General features: G+C 71.4%; 19 protein-coding genes. 6 read left to right on the top strand and 13 right to left on the bottom strand.

Translation table 11 applies throughout. From position 1 onward, the window contains the following. Positions 1–8 precede the first annotated feature (8 nt). Positions 9–1,406, top strand: a complete 1,398-nt coding sequence (gene lpdA, locus CYL12_RS01785; RefSeq protein WP_101844989.1) for a dihydrolipoyl dehydrogenase — start codon at positions 9–11, stop codon at positions 1,404–1,406. 52 nt (positions 1,407–1,458) lie between these two features. On the opposite strand, the gene CYL12_RS01780 is transcribed toward lpdA, so the two are convergent. The 6 genes from CYL12_RS01780 to CYL12_RS01755 form a co-directional block, all read right to left on the bottom strand. Then, complete coding sequence (locus tag CYL12_RS01780) at positions 1,459–2,580, bottom strand: FAD-dependent oxidoreductase (protein ID WP_101844987.1); 1,122 nt, start codon at positions 2,578–2,580, stop codon at positions 1,459–1,461. Next, positions 2,567–3,286, bottom strand: a complete 720-nt coding sequence (locus tag CYL12_RS01775; protein WP_233486809.1) for a methyltransferase domain-containing protein — start codon at positions 3,284–3,286, stop codon at positions 2,567–2,569. Before CYL12_RS01775 ends, CYL12_RS01780 begins: the two co-directional genes overlap by 14 nt. A gap of 2 nt (positions 3,287–3,288) precedes the next feature. Further along, the gene (locus CYL12_RS01770; RefSeq protein ID WP_233486808.1) at positions 3,289–4,446 is read right to left on the bottom strand and encodes a type III polyketide synthase; all 1,158 of its coding nucleotides are present in this window, start codon (positions 4,444–4,446) and stop codon (positions 3,289–3,291) included. Between the two features lie 62 nt (positions 4,447–4,508). Beyond that, positions 4,509–5,120 carry a CYTH domain-containing protein gene (locus CYL12_RS01765; protein WP_101844980.1) on the bottom strand — a complete coding sequence of 204 codons (612 nt, stop codon included), beginning with the start codon at positions 5,118–5,120 and terminating at the stop codon, positions 4,509–4,511. Next, complete coding sequence (locus tag CYL12_RS01760) at positions 5,113–5,325, bottom strand: response regulator (RefSeq protein ID WP_101844978.1); 213 nt, start codon at positions 5,323–5,325, stop codon at positions 5,113–5,115. Before CYL12_RS01760 ends, CYL12_RS01765 begins: the two co-directional genes overlap by 8 nt. Before the next feature lie 47 nt (positions 5,326–5,372). Further along, positions 5,373–5,843 (bottom strand): prepilin peptidase, encoded by a 471-nt coding sequence (locus tag CYL12_RS01755; RefSeq protein WP_101844976.1) that lies wholly within the window; start codon positions 5,841–5,843, stop codon positions 5,373–5,375. 132 nt (positions 5,844–5,975) lie between these two features. Here CYL12_RS01755 and CYL12_RS01750 point away from each other — a divergent pair, with 132 nt between their 5' ends. The 3 genes from CYL12_RS01750 to CYL12_RS01740 are packed head-to-tail and all read left to right on the top strand — an operon-like array spanning position 5,976 to position 11,742. Continuing rightward, positions 5,976–6,761, top strand: a complete 786-nt coding sequence (locus tag CYL12_RS01750; protein ID WP_101844974.1) for a hypothetical protein — start codon at positions 5,976–5,978, stop codon at positions 6,759–6,761. Next, positions 6,758–8,293 carry a Y-family DNA polymerase gene (locus tag CYL12_RS01745; protein ID WP_101844972.1) on the top strand — a complete coding sequence of 512 codons (1,536 nt, stop codon included), beginning with the start codon at positions 6,758–6,760 and terminating at the stop codon, positions 8,291–8,293. Before CYL12_RS01750 ends, CYL12_RS01745 begins: the two co-directional genes overlap by 4 nt. Further along, entirely contained in the window at positions 8,293–11,742 is a 3,450-nt protein-coding gene (locus CYL12_RS01740; RefSeq protein WP_101844970.1) for an error-prone DNA polymerase, read from the top strand. Before CYL12_RS01745 ends, CYL12_RS01740 begins: the two co-directional genes overlap by 1 nt. 33 nt (positions 11,743–11,775) lie before the next feature. Here the strand turns inward: CYL12_RS01740 and CYL12_RS01735 are convergent, their stop codons facing one another. Together CYL12_RS01735 and CYL12_RS01730 are read right to left on the bottom strand one after the other, a co-directional pair. Further along, complete coding sequence (locus tag CYL12_RS01735) at positions 11,776–12,156, bottom strand: hypothetical protein (RefSeq protein ID WP_101844968.1); 381 nt, start codon at positions 12,154–12,156, stop codon at positions 11,776–11,778. 387 nt (positions 12,157–12,543) lie between these two features. Next, positions 12,544–12,756: a hypothetical protein gene (locus CYL12_RS01730; RefSeq protein WP_101844965.1), complete on the bottom strand. Its 213-nt coding sequence runs from the start codon at positions 12,754–12,756 to the stop codon at positions 12,544–12,546. 84 nt (positions 12,757–12,840) lie between these two features. Between CYL12_RS01730 and CYL12_RS01725 the strand changes: the two genes are divergently transcribed. Continuing rightward, positions 12,841–13,701, top strand: coding sequence for a DUF72 domain-containing protein (locus CYL12_RS01725; RefSeq protein ID WP_101844963.1), 861 nt, complete (start codon positions 12,841–12,843; stop codon positions 13,699–13,701). A 15-nt stretch (positions 13,702–13,716) separates the two neighbouring features. Here CYL12_RS01725 and CYL12_RS01720 read toward each other — a convergent pair whose 3' ends face one another. Continuing rightward, the gene (locus CYL12_RS01720) at positions 13,717–14,298 is read right to left on the bottom strand and encodes an NADPH-dependent FMN reductase (RefSeq protein ID WP_101844960.1); all 582 of its coding nucleotides are present in this window, start codon (positions 14,296–14,298) and stop codon (positions 13,717–13,719) included. 127 nt (positions 14,299–14,425) lie between these two features. Here CYL12_RS01720 and helR point away from each other — a divergent pair, with 127 nt between their 5' ends. Continuing rightward, a complete protein-coding gene (gene helR / locus CYL12_RS01715) occupies positions 14,426–16,558 on the top strand; it encodes an RNA polymerase recycling motor ATPase HelR (RefSeq protein ID WP_101844957.1) in 2,133 nt (710 codons plus the stop codon). A gap of 16 nt (positions 16,559–16,574) precedes the next feature. Here helR and CYL12_RS01710 read toward each other — a convergent pair whose 3' ends face one another. The 4 genes from CYL12_RS01710 to CYL12_RS01695 form a co-directional block, all read right to left on the bottom strand. Next, a complete protein-coding gene (locus CYL12_RS01710; protein WP_101844955.1) occupies positions 16,575–16,787 on the bottom strand; it encodes a DUF2188 domain-containing protein in 213 nt (70 codons plus the stop codon). Continuing rightward, a complete protein-coding gene (locus CYL12_RS01705) occupies positions 16,787–17,104 on the bottom strand; it encodes a sugar ABC transporter ATPase (protein WP_101844954.1) in 318 nt (105 codons plus the stop codon). The genes CYL12_RS01710 and CYL12_RS01705 overlap by 1 nt, the downstream gene beginning before the upstream one ends. 120 nt (positions 17,105–17,224) lie before the next feature. Then, positions 17,225–17,680: a DUF6389 family protein gene (locus tag CYL12_RS01700; protein ID WP_101844953.1), complete on the bottom strand. Its 456-nt coding sequence runs from the start codon at positions 17,678–17,680 to the stop codon at positions 17,225–17,227. Continuing rightward, the gene (locus CYL12_RS01695; RefSeq protein WP_158297063.1) at positions 17,677–19,977 is read right to left on the bottom strand and encodes a hypothetical protein; all 2,301 of its coding nucleotides are present in this window, start codon (positions 19,975–19,977) and stop codon (positions 17,677–17,679) included. Before CYL12_RS01695 ends, CYL12_RS01700 begins: the two co-directional genes overlap by 4 nt. Between the last annotated feature and the right edge of the window lies 1 nt (position 19,978).

Raw genomic sequence — 19,978 nt, 5'->3', positions numbered from 1 at the left:
CTTAAGGCATGCCACACTACGACGTCGTCATCCTTGGTGCAGGTCCTGGCGGATACGTCGCTGCGGTTCGCAGCGCGCAGCTCGGTCTGTCCACCGCGATCATCGAGGAGAAGTACTGGGGTGGTGTCTGCCTCAACGTCGGCTGCATCCCCTCCAAGGCGCTCCTGAAGAACGCGGAGATCGCGCACACCCTGAACCACAAGGCCGATTTCTTCGGGATCTCCGGAGAGTTCACGATCGACTACGGCAAGGCGTTCGACCGCAGCCGTGTCGTCGCGGACGGCCGGGTCAAGGGCATCCACTTCCTCATGAAGAAGAACAAGGTGACCGAGTACGACGGCCGCGGCACCTTCACGGGTCCGAAGGCCATCTCCGTCGCGAAGTCGGACGGCTCCACCGAGGAGGTCACGTTCGACAACGTGATCATCGCGACCGGCTCCAAGGTCCGCCTGCTCCCCGGCGTGCAGCTCAGCGACAACGTCGTGACCTACGAAGAGCAGATCCTCTCCCGTGAGCTGCCGAAGTCCATCGTCATCATCGGCGCCGGCGCCATCGGCATGGAGTTCGCCTACGTGATGACGAACTACGGCGTCAAGGTCACGATCATCGAGTTCCTCGACCGCGCCCTCCCCAACGAGGACGCCGACGTGTCGAAGGAGATCACGAAGCAGTACAAGAACTACGGCGTCGACATCCTCACGTCCACCAAGGTCGAGTCGGTCGTCGACAACGGCTCCTCCGTGACCGTCTCCTACACGGGCAAGGACGGCCAGCAGGCGTCGATCGAGGCCGACAAGGTCCTCATGTCGGTCGGGTTCGCTCCGAACGTCGAGGGCTTCGGACTCGACAAGACGGGCGTGAAGCTCACCGAGCGCGGCGCGATCGACATCGACGACCACATGCGCACGAACGTCGAGGGCATCTACGCCATCGGTGACGTGACCGCCAAGCTGCAGCTCGCCCACGTCGCGGAGGCGCAGGGCGTCGTCGCGGCCGAGACCATCGGCGGCGCGGAGACCATGACGCTGGGCGACTACCGCATGATGCCGCGGGCGACCTTCTGCTCGCCACAGGTGGCGTCCTTCGGGCTCACCGAGCAGCAGGCGAAGGACGAGGGGCGCGACATCAAGGTCGCGACCTTCCCGTTCATGGCCAACGGCAAGGCGCACGGCCTCGGCGAGCCGGTCGGCTTCGTCAAGCTCATCGCCGACGCCGAGCACCTGGAGCTCATCGGCGCCCACATGATCGGCCCCGACGTGTCGGAGCTTCTGCCCGAGCTCACCCTCGCGCAGAAGTGGGACCTCACGGCCCTCGAGCTGGCCCGCAACGTCCACACGCACCCGACGCTGTCGGAGGCGCTGCAGGAGGGCTTCCACGGTCTCGCCGGCCACATGATCAACTTCTGATCCGCACCTTGAGAAGGCCCGGTCCGCGCATCGCGGACCGGGCCTTCTCGCGTCACAGGCCGCGCATGGTGACGAGGCCGGTCGTCCAGCCGCGCAGCGCCGGGGACCCGAGCGCGCGCACCAGCCCCTCGCGCGCGGTCACGACCGGCGTGGGCACCGGCGTCCCCATCGCCATGAAGAACGCGGAACGGCGATGCGCCTTCCGTGCATACCGCTGGACGCCGCGGGCGAAGCCGTCCAGGCGCGGAACGGCTCCCTGATCGGTCCGGCGCAGCGCCGCGACGAGTCGGAGCGCATCCGCCCAGCCGAGGTTCATGCCCTGGCCGCCGATCGGGCTCACCTCGTGAGCGGCGTCGCCCAGGAGGACGATCCGTCCGCGATGCAGTCGTCGAGCCGCGTGCTGAGCGGCGCGGAACGAGGACACCGAGGCGGCCGGATCGACGACGACGCGCTCCCCCGTCCGCTGCGCGACGATACGGGCCAGTTCGGCGGCGGAGGCCACCATCCGGCCGCGTTCTTCGCGCACCACCCAGCGGCGCCGGCCGCCCGGCAGCGGAAAGGACTCGACGAGGCCGTCCGGCTCGAAGAACAGCACGGCGCGGTCGTCGCCCTGCGGCGCATCGACATCGAGCATCGCATAGCGCGCGTTTCCCGTACGCGCGGACCAGCCCGCACCGAACGCCTCGCGGAGGGGACTGCGCACACCGTCGGCGACGACGACCACCGCAGCCGTCTCCTCCCGGGACCCGCGTTCGTCGTCGATCCCGACGCGGACGAACGGTCCCTCATCGTGCACGGACTGCACGGTGGTCCCGAGCCGCAGCGCACGGGGCTGCAGTTCCTGAAGACGCTCTCGCAGAAGCTCCTCCGTGCGTGGCTGCGCGAGCGTCAGGATCGGACGCTCCGGCGTGAAGGGCAGCGCCGCGAGCCGACGACCGCGGCTGCGGACCTCGCCGCCTGACAGTCGCAGAGCCTCGGCGCGCACGGTCGTGCCCACTCCTGCCGCATCGAGGGCATCGAGTCCCGGACGATGGATCCCGATCGCGCGCGTCTGCGTGCCCCGCTCGGTGCGACGCTCGCACACCCGCACCCGGCGACCGTCCTGCCCCACGAGGCACGCGAGGAGCAGCCCGACCGGACCACCGCCGACCACGAGGACATCATGGTCGACCATCCGCACCCTCCCAGCGCAGTTCCAGCCGAGCGGGCAGGTGCGACCGGACCTCCCAGTCCGGTGGGGCGACGGCCTCGAGCTCCTGCGGCGTGTACGAGCGGCGGATGCTCAGGAGGCCGTCGACGCGGATGAAGGACCCGGCGAGGAGGTTCCCCGCGAACGGCCGGGTGCCCGCGGCGAACGCCGCGTAGGCCAGGCGGCTGCGGGCGATGTCGTGATGGGAGACGAGTCCGCGGTCGCCGACGAGGGCGCGCGAGTCGTCGAGCACCGTGTGCAGCGCCGCGGATTCGAGGTGATGGAGGACGTGGTTGGACAGCACGACGTCGTAGGCGTCGCCGGCCGCCACGAGGTCGCCGGAGAACGCGTGGCGGTAGTGGATGCCTGCGCCGTCGTCGTGCGCGGAGGCCCAGCGGATGGCCCGCTCATCGGCGTCGAGCGCGGTGATGTCGGCGCGGAGTCCGTCGCGGCGCAACCGGCGGACCAGATCGCGGCACAGATCCCCTCCGCCCGCGCCGATGTCGAGGATGCGCAATCGGCGTCCGGTCGCCGCCCGGGGGCGGATGTCCCGCCGGTACAGTCGCCCGGGACGGGAGACGACCGCGTTGACGGCGCTGAAGCGTCGGTACGTGCGGCCGAGCGCCTCCTCGTCCGCGTCGGGGGCGTCCATGAGCTCGACGAGATCGACGGCACGCGTCGACAGGTCCACGCTCACGGTGCGGGCACGACCACGGTCAGCAGCGCGCTCTCGGCGGTGAGCCCGGGTCCGAAGGCCATCGCCGCCACGCGGTCGCCCGCCTCCGCGCCCTCCTGCTCCAGGATGCGCTTCAGCACGAACAGCACCGTCGCGCTGGACATGTTCCCGTACTCCCGGAGCGTCTCCCGCGCGGGACGCAGCTGGGCGTCGCTCAACGCCATCCGCTCCTGCACCCGGTCGAGGATGCTCCGTCCGCCGGGGTGGATCGCCCAGTGCCGCACCCTCTCGCCCACCCGCCCGGCGGCGAAGGCCTCCGCCAGGCCGTCCTCCCGACCGTAGAGCGGCGCGAGCGCCCCGATGATCGACTCCCCGATGATCTGCGGGACGGCGGTGGAGAGGATCATCTCGAAGCCCGAGTCACCGATCGTCCACGCCATGTCGTCCACACCCTCCGGGACGATCGCGGTGTGGAAGCCGTCGAGTCGGAGCGCCGGGACGGTCGTGGGCAGGTCCCGTGCCGTCACGATCCCGGCGGCCGCCCCGTCGGCGAACAGCGAGGAGGCGACGATGGTGTCCGGGTCCTCCGAGGATCGCAGGTGCAGGGTGCACAGCTCGACGCTGACGACGAGGACGACCGCGTTCTCATCCGCGGCGCAGAACTGGCCGGCGGCGCGGAGCGCGGGCATCGAGGCGTAGCAGCCCATGAAGCCGAGGTGGTACCGCTGGACGGCGTCGGAGAGCCCCAGCCCGCGCACGATCTCATACTCGGGACCGGGAGCATGGAATCCCGTGCAGGAGACCGTGATGACGTGCGTCACATCCGCAGCGTTCAGGTCAGGGTCCGCCTCGAGGGCGCGACGCGCCGCCTCGACGAAGAGCCGTGAGGCCTCACGCGTGTAGACGTCATTGCGCACCTTCGTGCCCGGCGCCAGCAGCCGTCCCGAGCCGCGGTCGTAGAACAGCGGCTCGTCCTGGTCGGCATCGTCGGCCAGTTCCTCGATCACGGTGTGCCGCGTGTCGATGCCGGAGACGTTGAACGACGTCGCCACGATGCGCTGTGCCAGCCGTCCCAGGTCGGGCTGGGCGGCGAAGACGTCACGCACCTGCTCCTGCACGAGGACGGTCTCGGGGACGATCGTCTGCAGCGATCGGAGCACGGGCGGTCGACTCATGTCGTCACTCAACCACCCCGCAACCGCGGGCGGAAAGGGGTTGCGTCCCGGCGGTCCGCCGCCTAGAAGCCGAGAGCGCGGGCGAGCTTCGAGTCGGACGCGGCCTCTCGACCGCCCGCCGCGTGCACCGCACGCTCGATCGCCGCGAAGAACGCCGCCCGTCCGGCGTCGTCCGAAGGACCGGCGGGGCCCAGCTCGACCTCCCACTCCCGCCAGCTGCGACGCGTCCCGCCGCGCAGGTCGGTCGCCCGGACGTGGTCGTCGACGAACTCCGCCACGACGCCGTCCGGCCCGGTGAGAAGATACGCCGTTCGGTCGTTCTCGATGCGCGCGAGGGGTTCCAGCGGCGCGGTCGTCCACGCGGCGATCGCTGCGCGCACCGCTGTCGGGATCTCCTCGTCGCTGAGGGGCCAGCCCTGCTCGACCCGGCCGTCGCCCTGCCGCGGACCCTTGATGTGCCACCCCTCGTCCGGTCCGCCGGAGCGACGTCGCAGCGCGACGCCGGCGCGGGCCAGCGTGCCGTCGGCGGTGTCGAGATAGCGGGCGTCGAGGGCGCGGTGCGCACCGGGCGAGACGGCGTCGACGCCGGGGATCGCCGTCCAGTCCGGCAGCGGAGTCTCCTCGTCGACGTCGTACTTGCGCTCGACCTCGACGGTGCGGGAGGGCTCAGTCATCCTCGAGGGTGAGGTCCTCGAGGGCCTCCTCGAACCAGTAGTCGATCTCGGTGGGGCCGTCGTTCTCGCCGGTGTTCTGCGGCTCGCCGCGGCGGTTGTAGACCACCTGCGTCTCGCTGTAGGGGACGATCAGCTTGTCGTCCGCATCGTCGAGGGGGATGATCTGCCCGTCCAGCGGGCCGCCGTGAAGTCGTGCGAGTGCCATGTGCTCAGGGTAGCGCCGCCCTCCCCCGTTCGGGGCGATCCCCGCGGTCAACCGCCGAAGATGCCGACCACGGCCCCGGCGATCATCCACGGCCCGAAGGCGATGCGGGTCCTCCGGTCGGCGCGTCCCGCGGCAAGGAGCACGAGGGCATAGACCGCTCCGAACACGAAGGCGGAAGAGGCGCCGAGGAGGAACGCGCCCCAGCCGTGCCACGCCAGGAGGAGTCCGATCACGAGGGCGAGCTTCACGTCTCCACCGCCCATTCCCGACCGGCTGAGCAGTCGCAGCACGGCGTAGAAGCCGCCGAGCGCGAGGGAGCCGAGCAGGCCACGGATCAGCGCGGCCGCGTCTGCGGTGAGGACGGCGTCGACGACCATCATCGCGAGCAGCAGGACCAGGGTGGGCAGCACGATGCGGTTCGGGAGCCGGTGCGTGCGGGCATCGATCACGATCAGGAGGACGCCGACCGCGAGCAGCGCGCCGTGCACGAGACCGACGAGGGCGAGGCGGATGTCCATCCCGGCAGGCTAGGGACATCCGCAGGGGGCGCGGAGCACCCTGTGGACAATGCGCCGCACCGATGTCCGATGTACGAACTAGCGTCAGTCGCGTCACTTGCTTTATTCGTACATATCTTCGAGGATGGATACATGGGGATCGGGCTCGATGCGATGACCGCGCTCTCTCCGACCAGCGACACCCGCGCCGGAGAGGTGCTGCGACTGCGCCGCGAGATCAGCCGGATGCAGCGCCGTCGCAGCGAGCACACGCTCCTCCCGCTCGACCCCGCCTTCGCCGCACTGCTGCCGGAGGAAGGACTGCAGACAGGCACCTCGTACACCGTCTCCCCCTCGCCCGCCCTCGCGCTCGCCTTGCTCAGCGCGGCCTCCGGTCGCGGGCACTGGTGCGCGGTGATCGGCATGCCCACCCTCGGGGTCGAGGCCGCCGCGGCTTACGGCATCGATCTGAGCCGGCTGATCCTCGTCCCCGATCCGGGAGACCGCTGGCTCGCGGCCACGTCAGCCCTGGCGGAGGTGGTGCCCCTGATCGTGGTGCAGCCGACGACGAGGGCCCGCGACGCCGACGTCTCCCGGCTGAGCGCCCGCCTGCGCGACCGCGGATCCACGCTGCTCGTGGCGGAGGAGCCGGGCGCGGGACGCTGGGCGCAGAGCGAGGGCACCATCCGTCTGCACGACCCTGATTGGCATGGGCTCGGCGAGGGGTGGGGGCTGCTCTCGGAGTGCACGGTGACGGTCACGGCCCGGACCAGGCACAGCCCTCGCGCCTCGAGCGTACGCGTGCGGCTGCCCGGCGGACACGGAGCCGTGGAGACCGCGGCCGCAGAGCTGACCGCCCTGCCGTCGCTCGCCCCGCCGTCGATCGACTCCACGGCGAGCGCGCCTTCCGACCTCCTCTTCTGGGCGGAGGCGGGATGAACGCCCCTCTCCGCGTGCTCGTGCTCTGGTTCCCCGACTGGCCGCTGCGAGCGGTGCTGGGCGGGGGCCCGCATCCGCCGACAGCCCTGGTGCAGGCGAACACGGTGGTCGCCTGCACCGCATCGGCGCGGGCGCACGGCGTCCGCAGCGGTCAGCGCCGCCGCGTCGCCCAGGGCCTCCTCTCCTCGCTGCAGGTCCTCCCCCACGACGCCGAGAAAGACGAGCGCGCCTTCGTCCCGGTGCTGCAGCTCATCGAGAAGCATGCGCCAGGGGTCACCCTGCTGCGTCCTGGCCTCGCGATCCTGCGCGCCCGCGGCATCGCCCGCTATCACGGCGGAGAGGCCGAGGCGGCGGCGGCGCTGTCCGCGGTCCTCGCCGCGGCCGGCTTCCCCGAGGTGCGGGTCGGCGTCGCGGATGGCCCCTTCACCGCCGAGATCGCGGCCCGCGGCACCGCGTCCTGTACCGTCGTCCCGCCCGGGGCCTCCCGTGAGTTCCTGGCTCCCTATCCCGTGCAGGTGCTCCGCGACGAACAGATCAGCGATCTCCTCCTCCGGCTCGGCGTGCGGACCCTCGGCGAGTTCACCGCGCTCGCCCCTCTCGACGTCCGCGATCGCTTCGGCGAGCACGGTGCCCGTCTGCAGGCCCTCGCCGCCGGTGCCGACTCCCGCCCGCTGGCCCCTCGTCCGCCCGACCCGGAACTGGCCAGGACCATCGAGTTCGAGTCCCCTCTCGGCGGCGCCGACCAGGTGGCCTTCGCCGTGCGGCAGACCGCCGATGCCGTGATGCTCGCGCTGGCGGACGCCTCGCTGGTGTGCACCGAGGTGCGGATCGACTTGACCGACGACGACGGCGCCGTCCACTCCCGCACCTGGCTGCACCCGACGAGCTTCGACGCCGCCGACCTCGTGGACCGCGTGCGCTGGCAGCTGGAGGCTCTGGCCGCCCTGACCGCGCGGGAACCCGTCGACGAGGCGCGGGCATTCGGGGGCATCGTGGCCGCCCGTCTCCTTCCCGTCGCGGTGGACGACGCGGCACACCACCAGCCGGGACTCTTCGGCTCTGGCACCGATGAGCGCCTGCATCACGCGGTCTCGCGGGTGCAGACGATGCTGGGACATCAGGGGGTCGTCACCGCCACCCTCTCCGGAGGGCGCTGGCTCGCGGACCGTCAGGTGCTCACGCCATGGGGCGAGCGCGCGGTGCCGCCTCGTGATCCGCGGTCCCCCTGGCCGGGCAGCCTCCCCGACCCCCTGCCCTCCGAGGTGTTCCGGCCGCCGCGCCCGATCGGCGTCGTCGCCGCGGACGGGAGCACGATCGAGGTCGACGAGCGGGGCGTCCTCACGCACGACCCCGCCCGCATCGACGGTGCCACCGTGCAGGCCTGGGCGGGCCCGTGGCCCGTGCACGAGCGGCGCTGGAGCGCGGGCGGCGGCAAACGAGGACACCGGCTCCAGATCGTCGACGACCGCGATCGGGCCTGGCTGGTCTTCCTGGCCGGCGAGCGCTGGTGGGCCGAGGGGAGGTACCGCTGATGGGCTGGCACAACCCGCCGTTGACCTGGGATCAGCTCGAACGCACCCTCAGCGGAGACCCGGTCCCCGCCTCCGCCCCGCCAGGGCTCCGACCAGACCCCGGGCCGGTGAGCCGCCCACGGAAGCTCGTCCCTCCGGCCCTCCCGGAGCGGCCGGAGGAGGCGGTGCCCTATGCCGAGCTGCACGCGCACTCATCCTACTCCTTCCTCGACGGGGCGTCCTCTCCTGAGGATCTGCTCGCGGAGGCCGAGCGTCTCGGCCTGACCGCGCTCGCCCTCACCGACCACGACGGGTTCTACGGCGCCGCGCGCTTCGCCGAGCTGGCGGAGCTCATGGAGCTGCGGCTGCAGACCGTCTACGGCGCCGAGCTCTCCCTCGACCTCCCCTCCGCTCCGCAGGGCGCCGCCGATCCGCCGGGCACGCATCTGCTCGTGCTCGCCCGGGGCCTCGAGGGGTACCACCGCCTGTCGGGAGCGATCACCGCGGCCCAGCTCCGCGGCGGGGAGAAGGGGCGCCCGATCTACGACCTCGACGAACTGGCCGCGGCCGCCGACGGGCACTGGACGATCCTCACGGGCTGCCGCAAAGGGGCGGTACGCCAAGGGTTGGAGGCCGGAGACGCCGCCGCACCGCTGCGCCACCTCGTCGACCTCTTCGGGCGCGACAACGTCGCCGTCGAGCTCTTCGACCACGGCGATCCGCTGGACACCCGGCGTAACGACACCCTCGCCGACCTCGCCCGCCGGATGCGGCTGCCCGTCGTGGCGACCAACAACGTGCACTACGCCCGCCCGGATCAGGCCCCTCTCGCCGAGGCGGTGGCCGCGGTCCGCGCGGTCCGGAGCATGGACGAGCTCGACGGCTGGCTGCCGGCCCATGGCGGCGCGCACCTGCGCAGCGGGGCGGAGATGACGGCGCGCTTCCGGCGGTACCCCGGTGCGATCTCGCACGGCCTGGAGCTGGCCACGGCCTCGGCCTTCCCACTGAGGATGGCGCGCCCGGCCCTCCCCCGCCAGGACGTGCCGACGGGACACACCCCGATGAGCTGGCTCCGGCACCTGGTCTGGGAGGCGGTCCCGTCGAAGTATCCGCGGCTGGACGCGGACGGCCGTCGGCGCATCGCCCGCGAGCTCGACGTGATCGAGGAGAAGGACTTCCCCGGGTACTTCCTCATCGTGCACGGCATCGTGGCGGAAGCCCGGCGCCGCGGCATCCTCTGCCAGGGCCGGGGTTCCGCGGCGGCGAGCGCGGTCTGCTATCTGCTGGGCATCACCGCGGTCGACCCGATCCTCTACCGCCTCCCCTTCGAGCGCTTCCTCGCCACCACCCGCACGGAGGAGCCGGACATCGACGTGGACTTCGACTCCCGGCGACGGGAGGAGATCATCCAGTGGGTCTATCGGGAGTACGGCAGGGAGCGGGCGGCCCAGGTGGCGAACGTCATCCAGTACCGGCCGAAGAACGCGGTCCGCGACATGGCCAGAGCTCTGGGGCACTCCGCGGGGCAGCAGGACTCCTGGTCGCGGCAGGTGGACGGCTGGGGATCCGGGCTCGAACCCGTCGAGGGACACGACATCCCCGACACCGTGCTCGACTATGCCGGTGAGCTGCTGAAGGCTCCGCGACACCTGGGGATCCACTCGGGCGGCATGGTGCTCACCGCCCGGCCGGTCGGTGAGGTGGTGCCCGTCGAGCACGCCCGCATGGAGGATCGCACCGTCATCCAGTGGGACAAGGACGACGCCGCCTTCATGGGGCTGGTGAAGTTCGATCTGCTCGGCCTGGGCATGCTCGCGGCGTTGCAGCACTGCTTCGACCTGGTCCGGGAGGCGACGGGCGAGGAGTGGACGCTGGAGACCCTGCCGAAGGAGGAGGCCGGCGTCTACGACATGCTCTGCCGGGCCGACTCGATCGGTGTCTTCCAGGTGGAGTCCCGCGCCCAGATCGGGCTGCTCCCCCGGCTGCAGCCGCGACGCTTCTACGATCTCGCCATCCAGATCGCCCTCATCCGCCCCGGGCCCATCCAGGGCGGCGCCGTGCACCCGTTCGTCCGGCGGAAGATGGCGAAGGACAGGGTGGACGAGGCGAACCGGGAGCGGCAGGCCAGGGGCGAAGCACCAGAGGAATTCCCCATCCCGTATCCGCACAGCGACCTCGAGGACATCCTCGCCCGGACGCTGGGCATCCCCATCTTCCAGGAGCAGCTCATCCAGATGGCCACGGCCGTCGGCGACTGCACGGCCGATGAGGCCGACCTGCTACGCCGCGCGATGGGGTCGAAGCGAGGTCTGGAGAAGATCGAGAAGGTCAGGGACAAGCTGTACGCGGGGATGGCCCGCCGCGGGCTCGTCGACGAGGCGGCCGACCGGATCTACGCGCAGATCCAGGCGTTCTCGAACTTCGGCTTCGCCGAGTCCCATTCGCTGTCCTTCGCCCTGCTCGTGTACGCGAGCTCGTGGTTGAAGCTGCACTACCCGGCCGCCTTCCTCGCGGGCCTGCTGCGATCGCAGCCCATGGGCTTCTACTCCCCCGCGACGCTCACGGCGGATGCCCGTCGGCACGGCGTGGAGGTCCGCCGCCCGGATCTTCACCTCTCCGGCGCCACCGAGACCCTCGAACCTCTCTCGCCGGACGCCGCAGGCGCGACCGGAAGGGACGACTGCCTGGCCGATCCGCAGCCCCCCGTGCATCGGTTCGACCGGACCGCGCCGGACGAGTCCGCGGCGCACCGCCGGGACGGACGATTCGCGGTGCGCCTGGGGCTCAGCGGCATCCGTGGGATCGGGGTGCCGATGGCGGAACGCATCGTCGCCGAACGGGAGGCCCACGGCCCCTACCGCGATCTGCACGACCTCGTGCGTCGCACCGATGCCACGGCCGCGCAGCTGGAGGCGCTGGCCACCGCCGGAGCCTTCGCGTGCCTCGGGTTGGAGCGCCGGGAGGCCATCTGGCTCGCCGGCGCCGCCGCGGAGGACCGCGCCCGGTTCCTCCCGGGGACCACGGTGGCGGTGCAGCCGCCGCTGTTCGCCGATCAGACCAGCTACGAGCGGCTCTCCGCCGACCTCTGGGCCACGGGCATCTCGACCGACGACCACCCGATGACGCACTTCCGCGACGACCTCCGGGCTCGCGGCGTCCTGACGGCCGCGGACCTGCAACGACACGAGACCGGGCGGCGCGTCGAAGTCGCCGGGCTCGTGACCCATCGACAACGACCCGCCACCGCCGCCGGTGTCACGTTCGTCAACCTCGAAGACGAGAGCGGGCTGGTGAACGTGATCTGCTCGACGGGCGTGTGGGGACGGTTCGGTCGTATCGCCAGGGAGTCCCCGGCGCTCATCATCCGCGGCATCCTCGAACGCTCCCCGGAGGGGGTCGTCAACGTGCTCGCCGACGCCTTCGAAGACCTCCGCACCGGGGTGATGCACCGCTCGCGGGACTTCCGATGACTCCGATGACCCCGCGTGCCCCGGCGCACCCGGTCACCAGAAGCGTTCGGGCTCCTCCGGCGGCGGCCGGTCCGACCCACCCCACCGGTCCGCCTCGGCCTTGGCCGCGTTGACCGCCGCATCCGCGCCGCGCAGAGCGATGCCGGCGCCGCTGGCCGACGGCCCGATGGGGTCGATGAGCAGCGACGTGCGTGGCGCCACGCCCACCGCCACCGTGCAGTCGAGGATGCGACCGATCCAGTGCGTCACCTCGGCCCGCGGCTCCTCGGCGCGACGGTAGCGGATGCCGGTGTCGAGATCGAGCAGGGAGAGGATGACGGGCTCCTCCGTCTGCGGGTCGACGAGTTCGGAGACCTCGACCCGGTGCCCGACCGGGAGTGCGACCTGACCAGCGAAGACGAGCATCCTGTCCATGCCCCCACCCTACGGAACGGCCCGTATCGGCGACAGAGCCGGGAGCCGCGCAGAATTCTCGAAGAAATCTTTGTCCCCCAAATGGCGGACAAGGAGATTAAGGGATATTCTGCTCTCGTAGCGGGGGCTACCGGCTGAATCTCTGGGGGATCAGCCGTAGAGACAGCGAGACTTCGCCGCCTCCCCAACCGTCCGGGTAGGACGGTGAGCCCTCTCGGCAGCACCGGGTTGGGGCGGTCCCGTCGAGAGGGCATACCCCGCGGCTAGCCGCCGTCCTGCCGAGCGTCAACCCCGGCGGAGGCACGCGCCCATCGGACTACGGTCGAGCGTCATGACGCCCCTCCGCCGCCACCGACGCCGACCCGGCGCGCACGCCGGCATCGGACCTCAGCCCTCGTCGCCGTCGAGGTCGTCCTCGTCCAACGGCACCTCGATGCGCTGCTCCGCGGCGTCCGCGGGATCCGCTTCGATGGGATGCGGCTCCGGCGCCGACGGGGCCGGAGCTTCGGGGTCCTCCGGCGCCTCCGACGCAAGACGCTCCTGCTCCCGCAGGTCGGCTTCGGGCTTCACATCGTCGATCGGATGGTCATTGAGGGACATGGCTTCTCCTCCTTCGGTGTGGATGTCTCCAGCCTGCCGAGCTCGGAAGCGAGCGGCAAGGGGCTTGACCCGCCGGAGGCTGCCATGAGCCGGGCGGGCGGTCCGGGCCGGGTCCGCATCGGCGTCTCCGGGTGGCGGTACGCCCGGTGGCGCGGCGACTTCTATCCGCGCGGCCTGCCGCAGCGCCGAGAGCTCGAGCACATCGGTTCGCTGTTCCCCACGGTGGAGCTCAACGGATCGTTCTACTCCCTGCAACGGCCCGACAGCTACCGGCGGTGGGCGGCGAGCGTTCCTGAGGACTTCGTGTTCGCGGTCAAGGGCTCGCGCTACGTCAGTCACATGCTGCGGCTGCGGAACGTCGAGCAGGCGCTGGCGAACTTCTTCGCCTCGGGGGTCCTCGCCCTCGGCCCCCGCCTCGGCCCGATCCTCTGGCAGCTCCCCGAGCGGCAAGACTTCGACGCCGAACTCCTGGGGTCGTTCCTCGACACGCTCCCCCGGACGACGGCGGAGGCCCTCGCGCTCGCTCGTCGTCATGACGAGCGCCTGAAGGACAGGGCCTGGCTGGAGATCGACGCCGACCGGCCGCTTCGGTACGCCCTCGAACCGCGTTCGGACTCGTTCGCCGATCCCGCGAGCCTGCATCTCCTGCAGGAGCACGGCACCTCCCTCGTCATCGCCGACACGGCGGGGAAATGGCCGCGCTTCGACGCTCTCACGACCGACTTCGTCTACATCCGTCTCCACGGCGCGCAGATGCTCTACCACAGCGGCTACACCGACGCCGAGCTGCGCGAGTGGGCGACGCTCATCCGCGGGTGGGCCGACGGCACAGGGGCCGGCGACGCGAGACCGCGCGACGTCTACGTGTACTTCGACAACGATGCCCGCGGACACGCGCCCCACGACGCGCTTGCCCTGAGCGCGCTGGTGTCCGCGTCGGCGTGACGCGGCGAGCGCCGGCTACCGATCACCGACGTGACCCGGCGCGGTGAGCGACAGCACCCGCTCGACGAAGGCCGCGTACTCCTCCATGTAATGCGCCAGGAACTTCTCGGTGTCGGCGTCGTGCACCTCGCCGGCGACGCCGAACACCTCGGGGCGGAACGTGGTGTAGGCCTCCGGGGCGTTCAGCTGGGGCGCGTTGAGGAAGCTCAGCACGCTCCGCATCGACGACTGCATGACGGCGGTGCCGATCGCCCCGGTCGAGGCACCGATGATGCCGGTGGGCTTCCGCGCGAAGGAGTTGTGCCCCCACGGCCGCGAACCCCAGTCGATGGCGTTCTTCAGCGCGCCGGGGATGGAGCGGTTGTACTCCGGCGAGACGAGGAGCAGACCCTCTGCGTTCTCCACGGCGCTCTTGAACACGGTGACCGCGGCGACGGGTTCGAGTTCGTCGTCGCGGTTGTAGAGCGGAAGGTCGCGGATCGGGATCTCCACGAGCTCGAGGCTCGGTGGGGCGAGGCGGACGAGTGCCTTCGCGAGGATGCGGTTGATCGAGTCCGATGCGAGGCTGCCGATGAGGTAGCCGATCCGATGGGTCATGGTGGGTCCCCCGTCTCCCTGCATTTCCAGGATATCGCCGGGGTGGGGGCTTGCCGCAAGGGCCCCCTGACCAGGCAGAATCGACGGCTCGCGTGTCCTCGCACGCGCCTCGCGAAGGAGACCCTCGTTGCTGCTCGACCCCTTTCACCTTTCCGACGAACGCGCGGCGAAATCCGCGGATGACCTCATCGCCGCCGACCGCGAACACCTCCGACGGCTCGACGCCGCCCTGACCAGGGAACGGGAGTCCCTGTCCTCCCGTCTCTCCCTGATCCGTCGACAGACCGCGGACGCGGGCGTGACGGCAGTCGACCGTGACCTGGAGATCCGACGGCTCAGCGCGACCCTGCGCCTCCGCGAGCGGTTCGGCATCGATATGTGCCTCGGTCGGATGACCCCCGCGGACGGGCCCCCGGTGTACATCGGTCGCGCCGGGGTCGCGGATGCGGACGGCGCGCGGCTGCTCGTCGACTGGCGGGCTCCGGCCGCGGAACCGTACTTCGCGGCGACCTGGGAGGACCCTCGGGGCCTCGTCTCCCGGCGACGGTATCGGTGGCACGGCGGCCGCATCACGGACTACTGGGACGAGGCCCTGTCGCCGGAGGGACTCGACGGTGCGGCCTCCCTCGACGATCAGTCCGCGTTCCTCGCGAGCCTGGACGCCCACCGCACCGGGCGGATGCGCGACGTGCTCGCAACGATCCAGGCGGATCAGGACGCGATCGTCCGAGCCCCCTCCCCCGGCGCTCTCGTCGTGGACGGCGGCCCCGGCACCGGGAAGACGGTGGTCGCGCTGCACCGGGCGGCACACCTCCTGTACGCCGAGCCCCGCCTGACGAACGGAGCCGGCGGGATGCTCCTCGTAGGCCCGACCCCGCAGTACCTCGGCTACGTCGAGGACGTGCTGCCGAGTCTCGGCGAGGACACGGTGCGGTCGTGCACGCTGCGCGATCTCGTGCCGGAGGGGGCAGCAGCGGTCGCCGAGACCGACCCGCGGGTCGCCGCGGTGAAGGAGCGACTGGACCCCGAGGCGGTGATCGCGGCTGCGGTGACCGTGCTGACACGACCGCCGGGACACGCGTCGCGCATCGAGTCGCCGTGGGCGGATCTCTGGCTGAGTCGGGAAGACTGGGCGGAGCTGTTCGCCGCGGCGGATCCGAACGCTCCGCACAACGAGGCGCGGGACGAGGTGTGGGAGGAGATCCTGGAGTTGCTCGTCGATCAGATCAGCGACGACGAGGTCCCTGAATCCGTCATCCGCCGGTGGCTGCGGCAGGACGACGAACTCACGGGAACGTTCGTCCGCGCGTGGCCGCTCCTGGCCCCGGACGCCGTGGTCGCCACTCTGTGGGCGTCGCCGACGCTCCTGGCGCGGTGCGTGCCTGACCTCCCAGCCGAGGAGCTCACCCTCCTGCACCGTCCGGAGGGGGCGCCGTGGACGGACGCCGACCTCCCGCTGCTCGATGCCGCCCGTCGCCGGATCGGCGATCCCGAGGTCGTGCGCGAGCAGCACCGCCGACAGGGTGCCGCCGCGGCGGCACAGGAGCAGATGGCGGCGGTGGTCGACCATCTCGTCGCGAGCGATGACAGCGAGATGAAGGTGATGTCGATCCTGCGGGGTCAGGATGCCAGGAACGTGCTCGCCGGAGCGGACGTCCCTCCCGCGCTGCCGCCGGACGAGCTCGGCGGCCCCTTCGGTCACATCGTGGTCGACGAGGCGCAGGAGCTCACCGATGCGCAGTGGCGGATGCTGATCGCGCGGTGCCCCTCGCGCAGCTTCACGGTCGTGGGCGACCGGACCCAGGCACGGAAGGAGTTCACCGAGTCGTGGGCCGCGCGCCTCGAACGCCTCGGCCTGCGGAAGGTACGGGTCTCCTCGCTGCGGGTGAACTACCGCACACCCGCCGAGGTGATGGCGGTGGCCGAGACGGCGATCCGCGAGGCGCTCCCGGACGCCAACGTTCCGACCTCCGTGCGGGAGACCGGCATCCCGGTCCGCTACGGCGCGCGGGCCGAGTGCGACGAGGTGCTGGACGCGTGGCTCGCGGCGCACCCCGACGGGGTCGCCGCGGTCATCGGCGATGTGGCCGTGAGTTCCCGTACCCGTGTCCGGGCGCTGACGCCGGAAGGGGCGAAGGGGCTGGAGTTCGATCTCGTGGTCCTCGTGCGCCCGGAGGCCTTCGGCTCCGGGCGCACGGGAGCGGTGGACCGCTACGTGGCCATGACCCGCGCGACCCGAGAACTGGTCATCCTGCGGTGAACGACCGTGACGCCTCTCAGACGTCGTCCGGGTCGCCGCCGTCGGTGATCGTACCCGTCGGCTCGCTGTCTTCGACCTCATGGCGGACACCGTGCTCGGAGGCGAGGGCTTCGCCCTCCTCGATCGCCTCGTCGCGGCTGGTGTAGCTGCGGGAGAGCTCCGGCGCGCCGTCCACCTCGTTGACCCATTGCCCGTTCTTGGACCGGGTGACGATCGACGTGATGGCCATCAGATGTCCCCCGGTCCCAGGTCGCCCTGACCTTCTTCGCCGAGATCGGCGAGCACCGGGTCCTCCCCCTGGCTCTCGGGCTGCGGGGCGGACCCCGGCAGATCCGCCGCCGGCACCTGGTCGTCGGGGTCGGGGATCTCGTCGGGATCACGGCCCGTCGCGGTGGTCGCGTCGAGCTCCTCCGGCGTCGCGCCGTCGTCAAGGGCTTCCGTGCGCTCCCATTCCGCCTGCGCGGGATCGTTGCTGGGGTCGGCCTCGGTCGTCGCGTCGCCGTCGCGCAGCGGCTGGCCGCCGACGTCGTCGGGTGTCGATTCCATGTCTCCTCCTTCGATCGGACTCTCCCCAGTCTCCCGGCCGGAGCCGGAGACGCCGAGGGGCTTGAGGAGTCCTCGCCGAGCAGCTACGTTCCGGTGGCGGGAGCGGAGATCACGAAGGGATCAGGCGTAGCCGAGGTCCGGAGCGCCGACCCAGAAGAGGCCGTCCCTCGCGTCTGCGGGGAGGAGGCCTTCGATCCACTCGGCGACGACGACGAGGACGGCTTCCTCCAGGCGATCCCGCGTCCACCCACGCGGGCGCGAGGGCACCGCGGGCTCCCAGCCGTCCGCGGTCCACTCGACCCCGAAGAGATGACGCTGCTCGTCGAGACGTCGGTCCAGTTCGAAGGCGTCGGCGCCCTCGAATCGCGCCCAGACGTCGAACGGACCCTCACCGTCCTGGTCGACGAAGACGTCGATGAGGATCGCTTCCACGCCGTTCGCCGCCTCGACGGCGGCCCGGTGCAGCTCTCCCAGCGCGGCGGCGACGCGCTCGCTTTCCGGGTCGAGGACGGTTCGGAGGGCGCAGGCGTAGGGCTCGGCGTCATCCGCACGGGCTCCTGCTGCGGCTTCCGTCATCGCTCCGGCTCCGGCTCGCTGTCCACGGCGCCGCCCGCGGCGAGCTCTCGGATCGCCGACGCGAGCGCGTCCCGTGACCGTCCGTGCGGGAAGGGGCCGGATGCGAAGTCCAGCAAGCTGCGACCGTCGGGAAGGACGGGCGTCGCGGGATCGACGTCGCCGTGCACGAGGAAGGTCCGCACCAGCGGTGCCAGCGCGCTCTCCTCGATGTCGCGGTTCAGCAGCTGCACGAACGGATGGCCGTCCGGGAGGGTCGCGACGGGTGTGGGGCCCGGGATCGCACCCTTCTCGAGCAGGCGTCGCAGCACCGCCTCGTCCTCCGCGCTCAGCGTGGGGTTGGCGAAGAGGACGTTGACCGGACCCAAGAATGACAGGGCTGACGAGGCGTCGAGGCGCTGCTCCAAGAGCCAGAGCGCGAGTTCGCGGCGGCGCTGCGGGTGCGGGTTGCTGAGCGCGGCATCGACGAGGAACCGGTATCCCGGAGCATCGACGACGACATCGAGGAGATCGTTGAGCGTGCCGGTGAGCGCGAGATCGGGGAACACCCCGAGGCCCGCGTAGACGTGCTCGATCTCCTCCCGCTCCGGCACCCGATCGAAGACGAAGCTCGCGTAGGGCGCATCCAGCAGGGTCGGCGGCCCCATGCGCTCCCCCACCCGCAGCGCCCACTGGAGCTGCGGCACCCCGAGGGCCTCGGCGTAGATCATCTCCAAGGGGTTCGTCGTGTCCACGTCGTCCGGGTCGAGCGCGGAGCGGACCCGCTGCAGCATCCCGTCGGAGACGCGCCAGTCGACGTCGTCCCGCCAGAACACCGCCTGCACCACCGGCAGGGTCGTCGCGCCTGCGAGGAGGTCGTCGGTCTCGGCGGGACCGGGAGCCGAAGGCCCGCGATGCACGACCGGGAAGAACCCACCCGGGTCGCGGTCCACCACGAGCGACAGCAGGTCGTCGGGCACCCCGCCGAACAGGGAGATCTGTTCCTCGAAGGAGGGCTCGGGCCGCGAGGCTGCGGGACCCGTCGGATGGGACAGGAGGAGGCCGCGCCCGTCGTGGGTGAAGTGCCACGTCCAGAAGTGGTCGCCGGTGCGCAAGCCCCCGCGCATCGCATCGGGGACGAGGGAGGAGCCCGCGAGCGGCGGGCCGTTCCACGAGAGCGGCCCGGAGGCGGGGGTGCGGCCCACGAGCGCAGAGACGTCGGAGATGATCCGGGCACGGATGCGGAGCTCCCAGGGGCTGCTCCCCCGCGCGAGGTCGAGTACGGCGTCCGGACGCGCGATGACGATGATCACCTCGGGGTCGTCGCCGTACGAGGGGTCGGGTGTTCCGGCCACGACAGCCACCGCGTGGCCGTTCACCCACCAGAGCGGCGCGGTGAGCAGACCGGTGGCGCGCATGACGCGGGTGAGCGGGCTGCGGCAATCGATTCCGGTCTTCTCGTTGCGGGCATGGACCTCCCCCGCCGTCCCCCACCGTTCGCTCATGACGCCGATGAGGTCGTCCGCCCAGGCCTGGAGCGCGTCCACAGTCCAGCGTTCCCCCGAGGCGAGCACGACGCGGAGCGCGCGGCCGTGGTCGTCACGGAGCCCCCGTCCGCCGATCTCGAACGTCCGATCCGCCCAGTCGACGTCCTCCGGCGAGCGCTCCCACCATGCTCTCGTGACGCGCTCGATGTCCGCCACGAGGTCGTGATGGTCACCGCTCGTCGGTACCGCGTAGCCGAGGCGATCCGTGTCGGACGGACGGTCCTGCTCCGGATACGGGCACGCGGCGAAGACCCGCTCGAACCAGGTACGTCGTTCGTCCCCTTCCCGGGACATCTCGTCGACGGTGAGCGCGCCACCGAGTCGGTAGGGCTGACGCACCGCAGCGCCGAAGCCGAAGTCGTCCATGCCGAAGTCGTTGCGGCGACCGATCTCCATGAGCGAGGGCGAGACGCACCAGTGCTCCCCGTCGAACCACACCGCGCCGGTGATGACCGGCACGGGTTCGTCACCGAGCATGCGGAACTCCAGGTCGTGCTCCGCGACCGCGCCGCGGGCGTCCTCGCCACGGGCGGCGATGAGGGCACGGAGGTCGTCCGGCACCCTGTCGAGCATGCGCGCGGCCAGGATCAGCCACGCCTCCGCCAGGTCCGCCTCCCGTTCGGACGGATCCGCGGCATCCGCCGCATCGCCACCGTGCTGCTGCACCACCTCGGCGAGGAACTGCGCCGGCGCTTCGTCCGCGAACGTCGACGTCGGGTCCTGGATGAGGACGAGGATGCGGCCGTCGTCCGTGAACGTCCAGACCGTCGTCACC

Origin of the sequence: Zhihengliuella sp. ISTPL4 (assembly GCF_002848265.1) — a bacterium.
In the GTDB taxonomy this organism is placed as follows: Bacteria; Actinomycetota; Actinomycetes; order Actinomycetales; family Microbacteriaceae; genus Microbacterium.
Note: the sequence above shows the minus strand (reverse complement) of the source record. Positions and strands in the feature narration are given on the sequence as shown.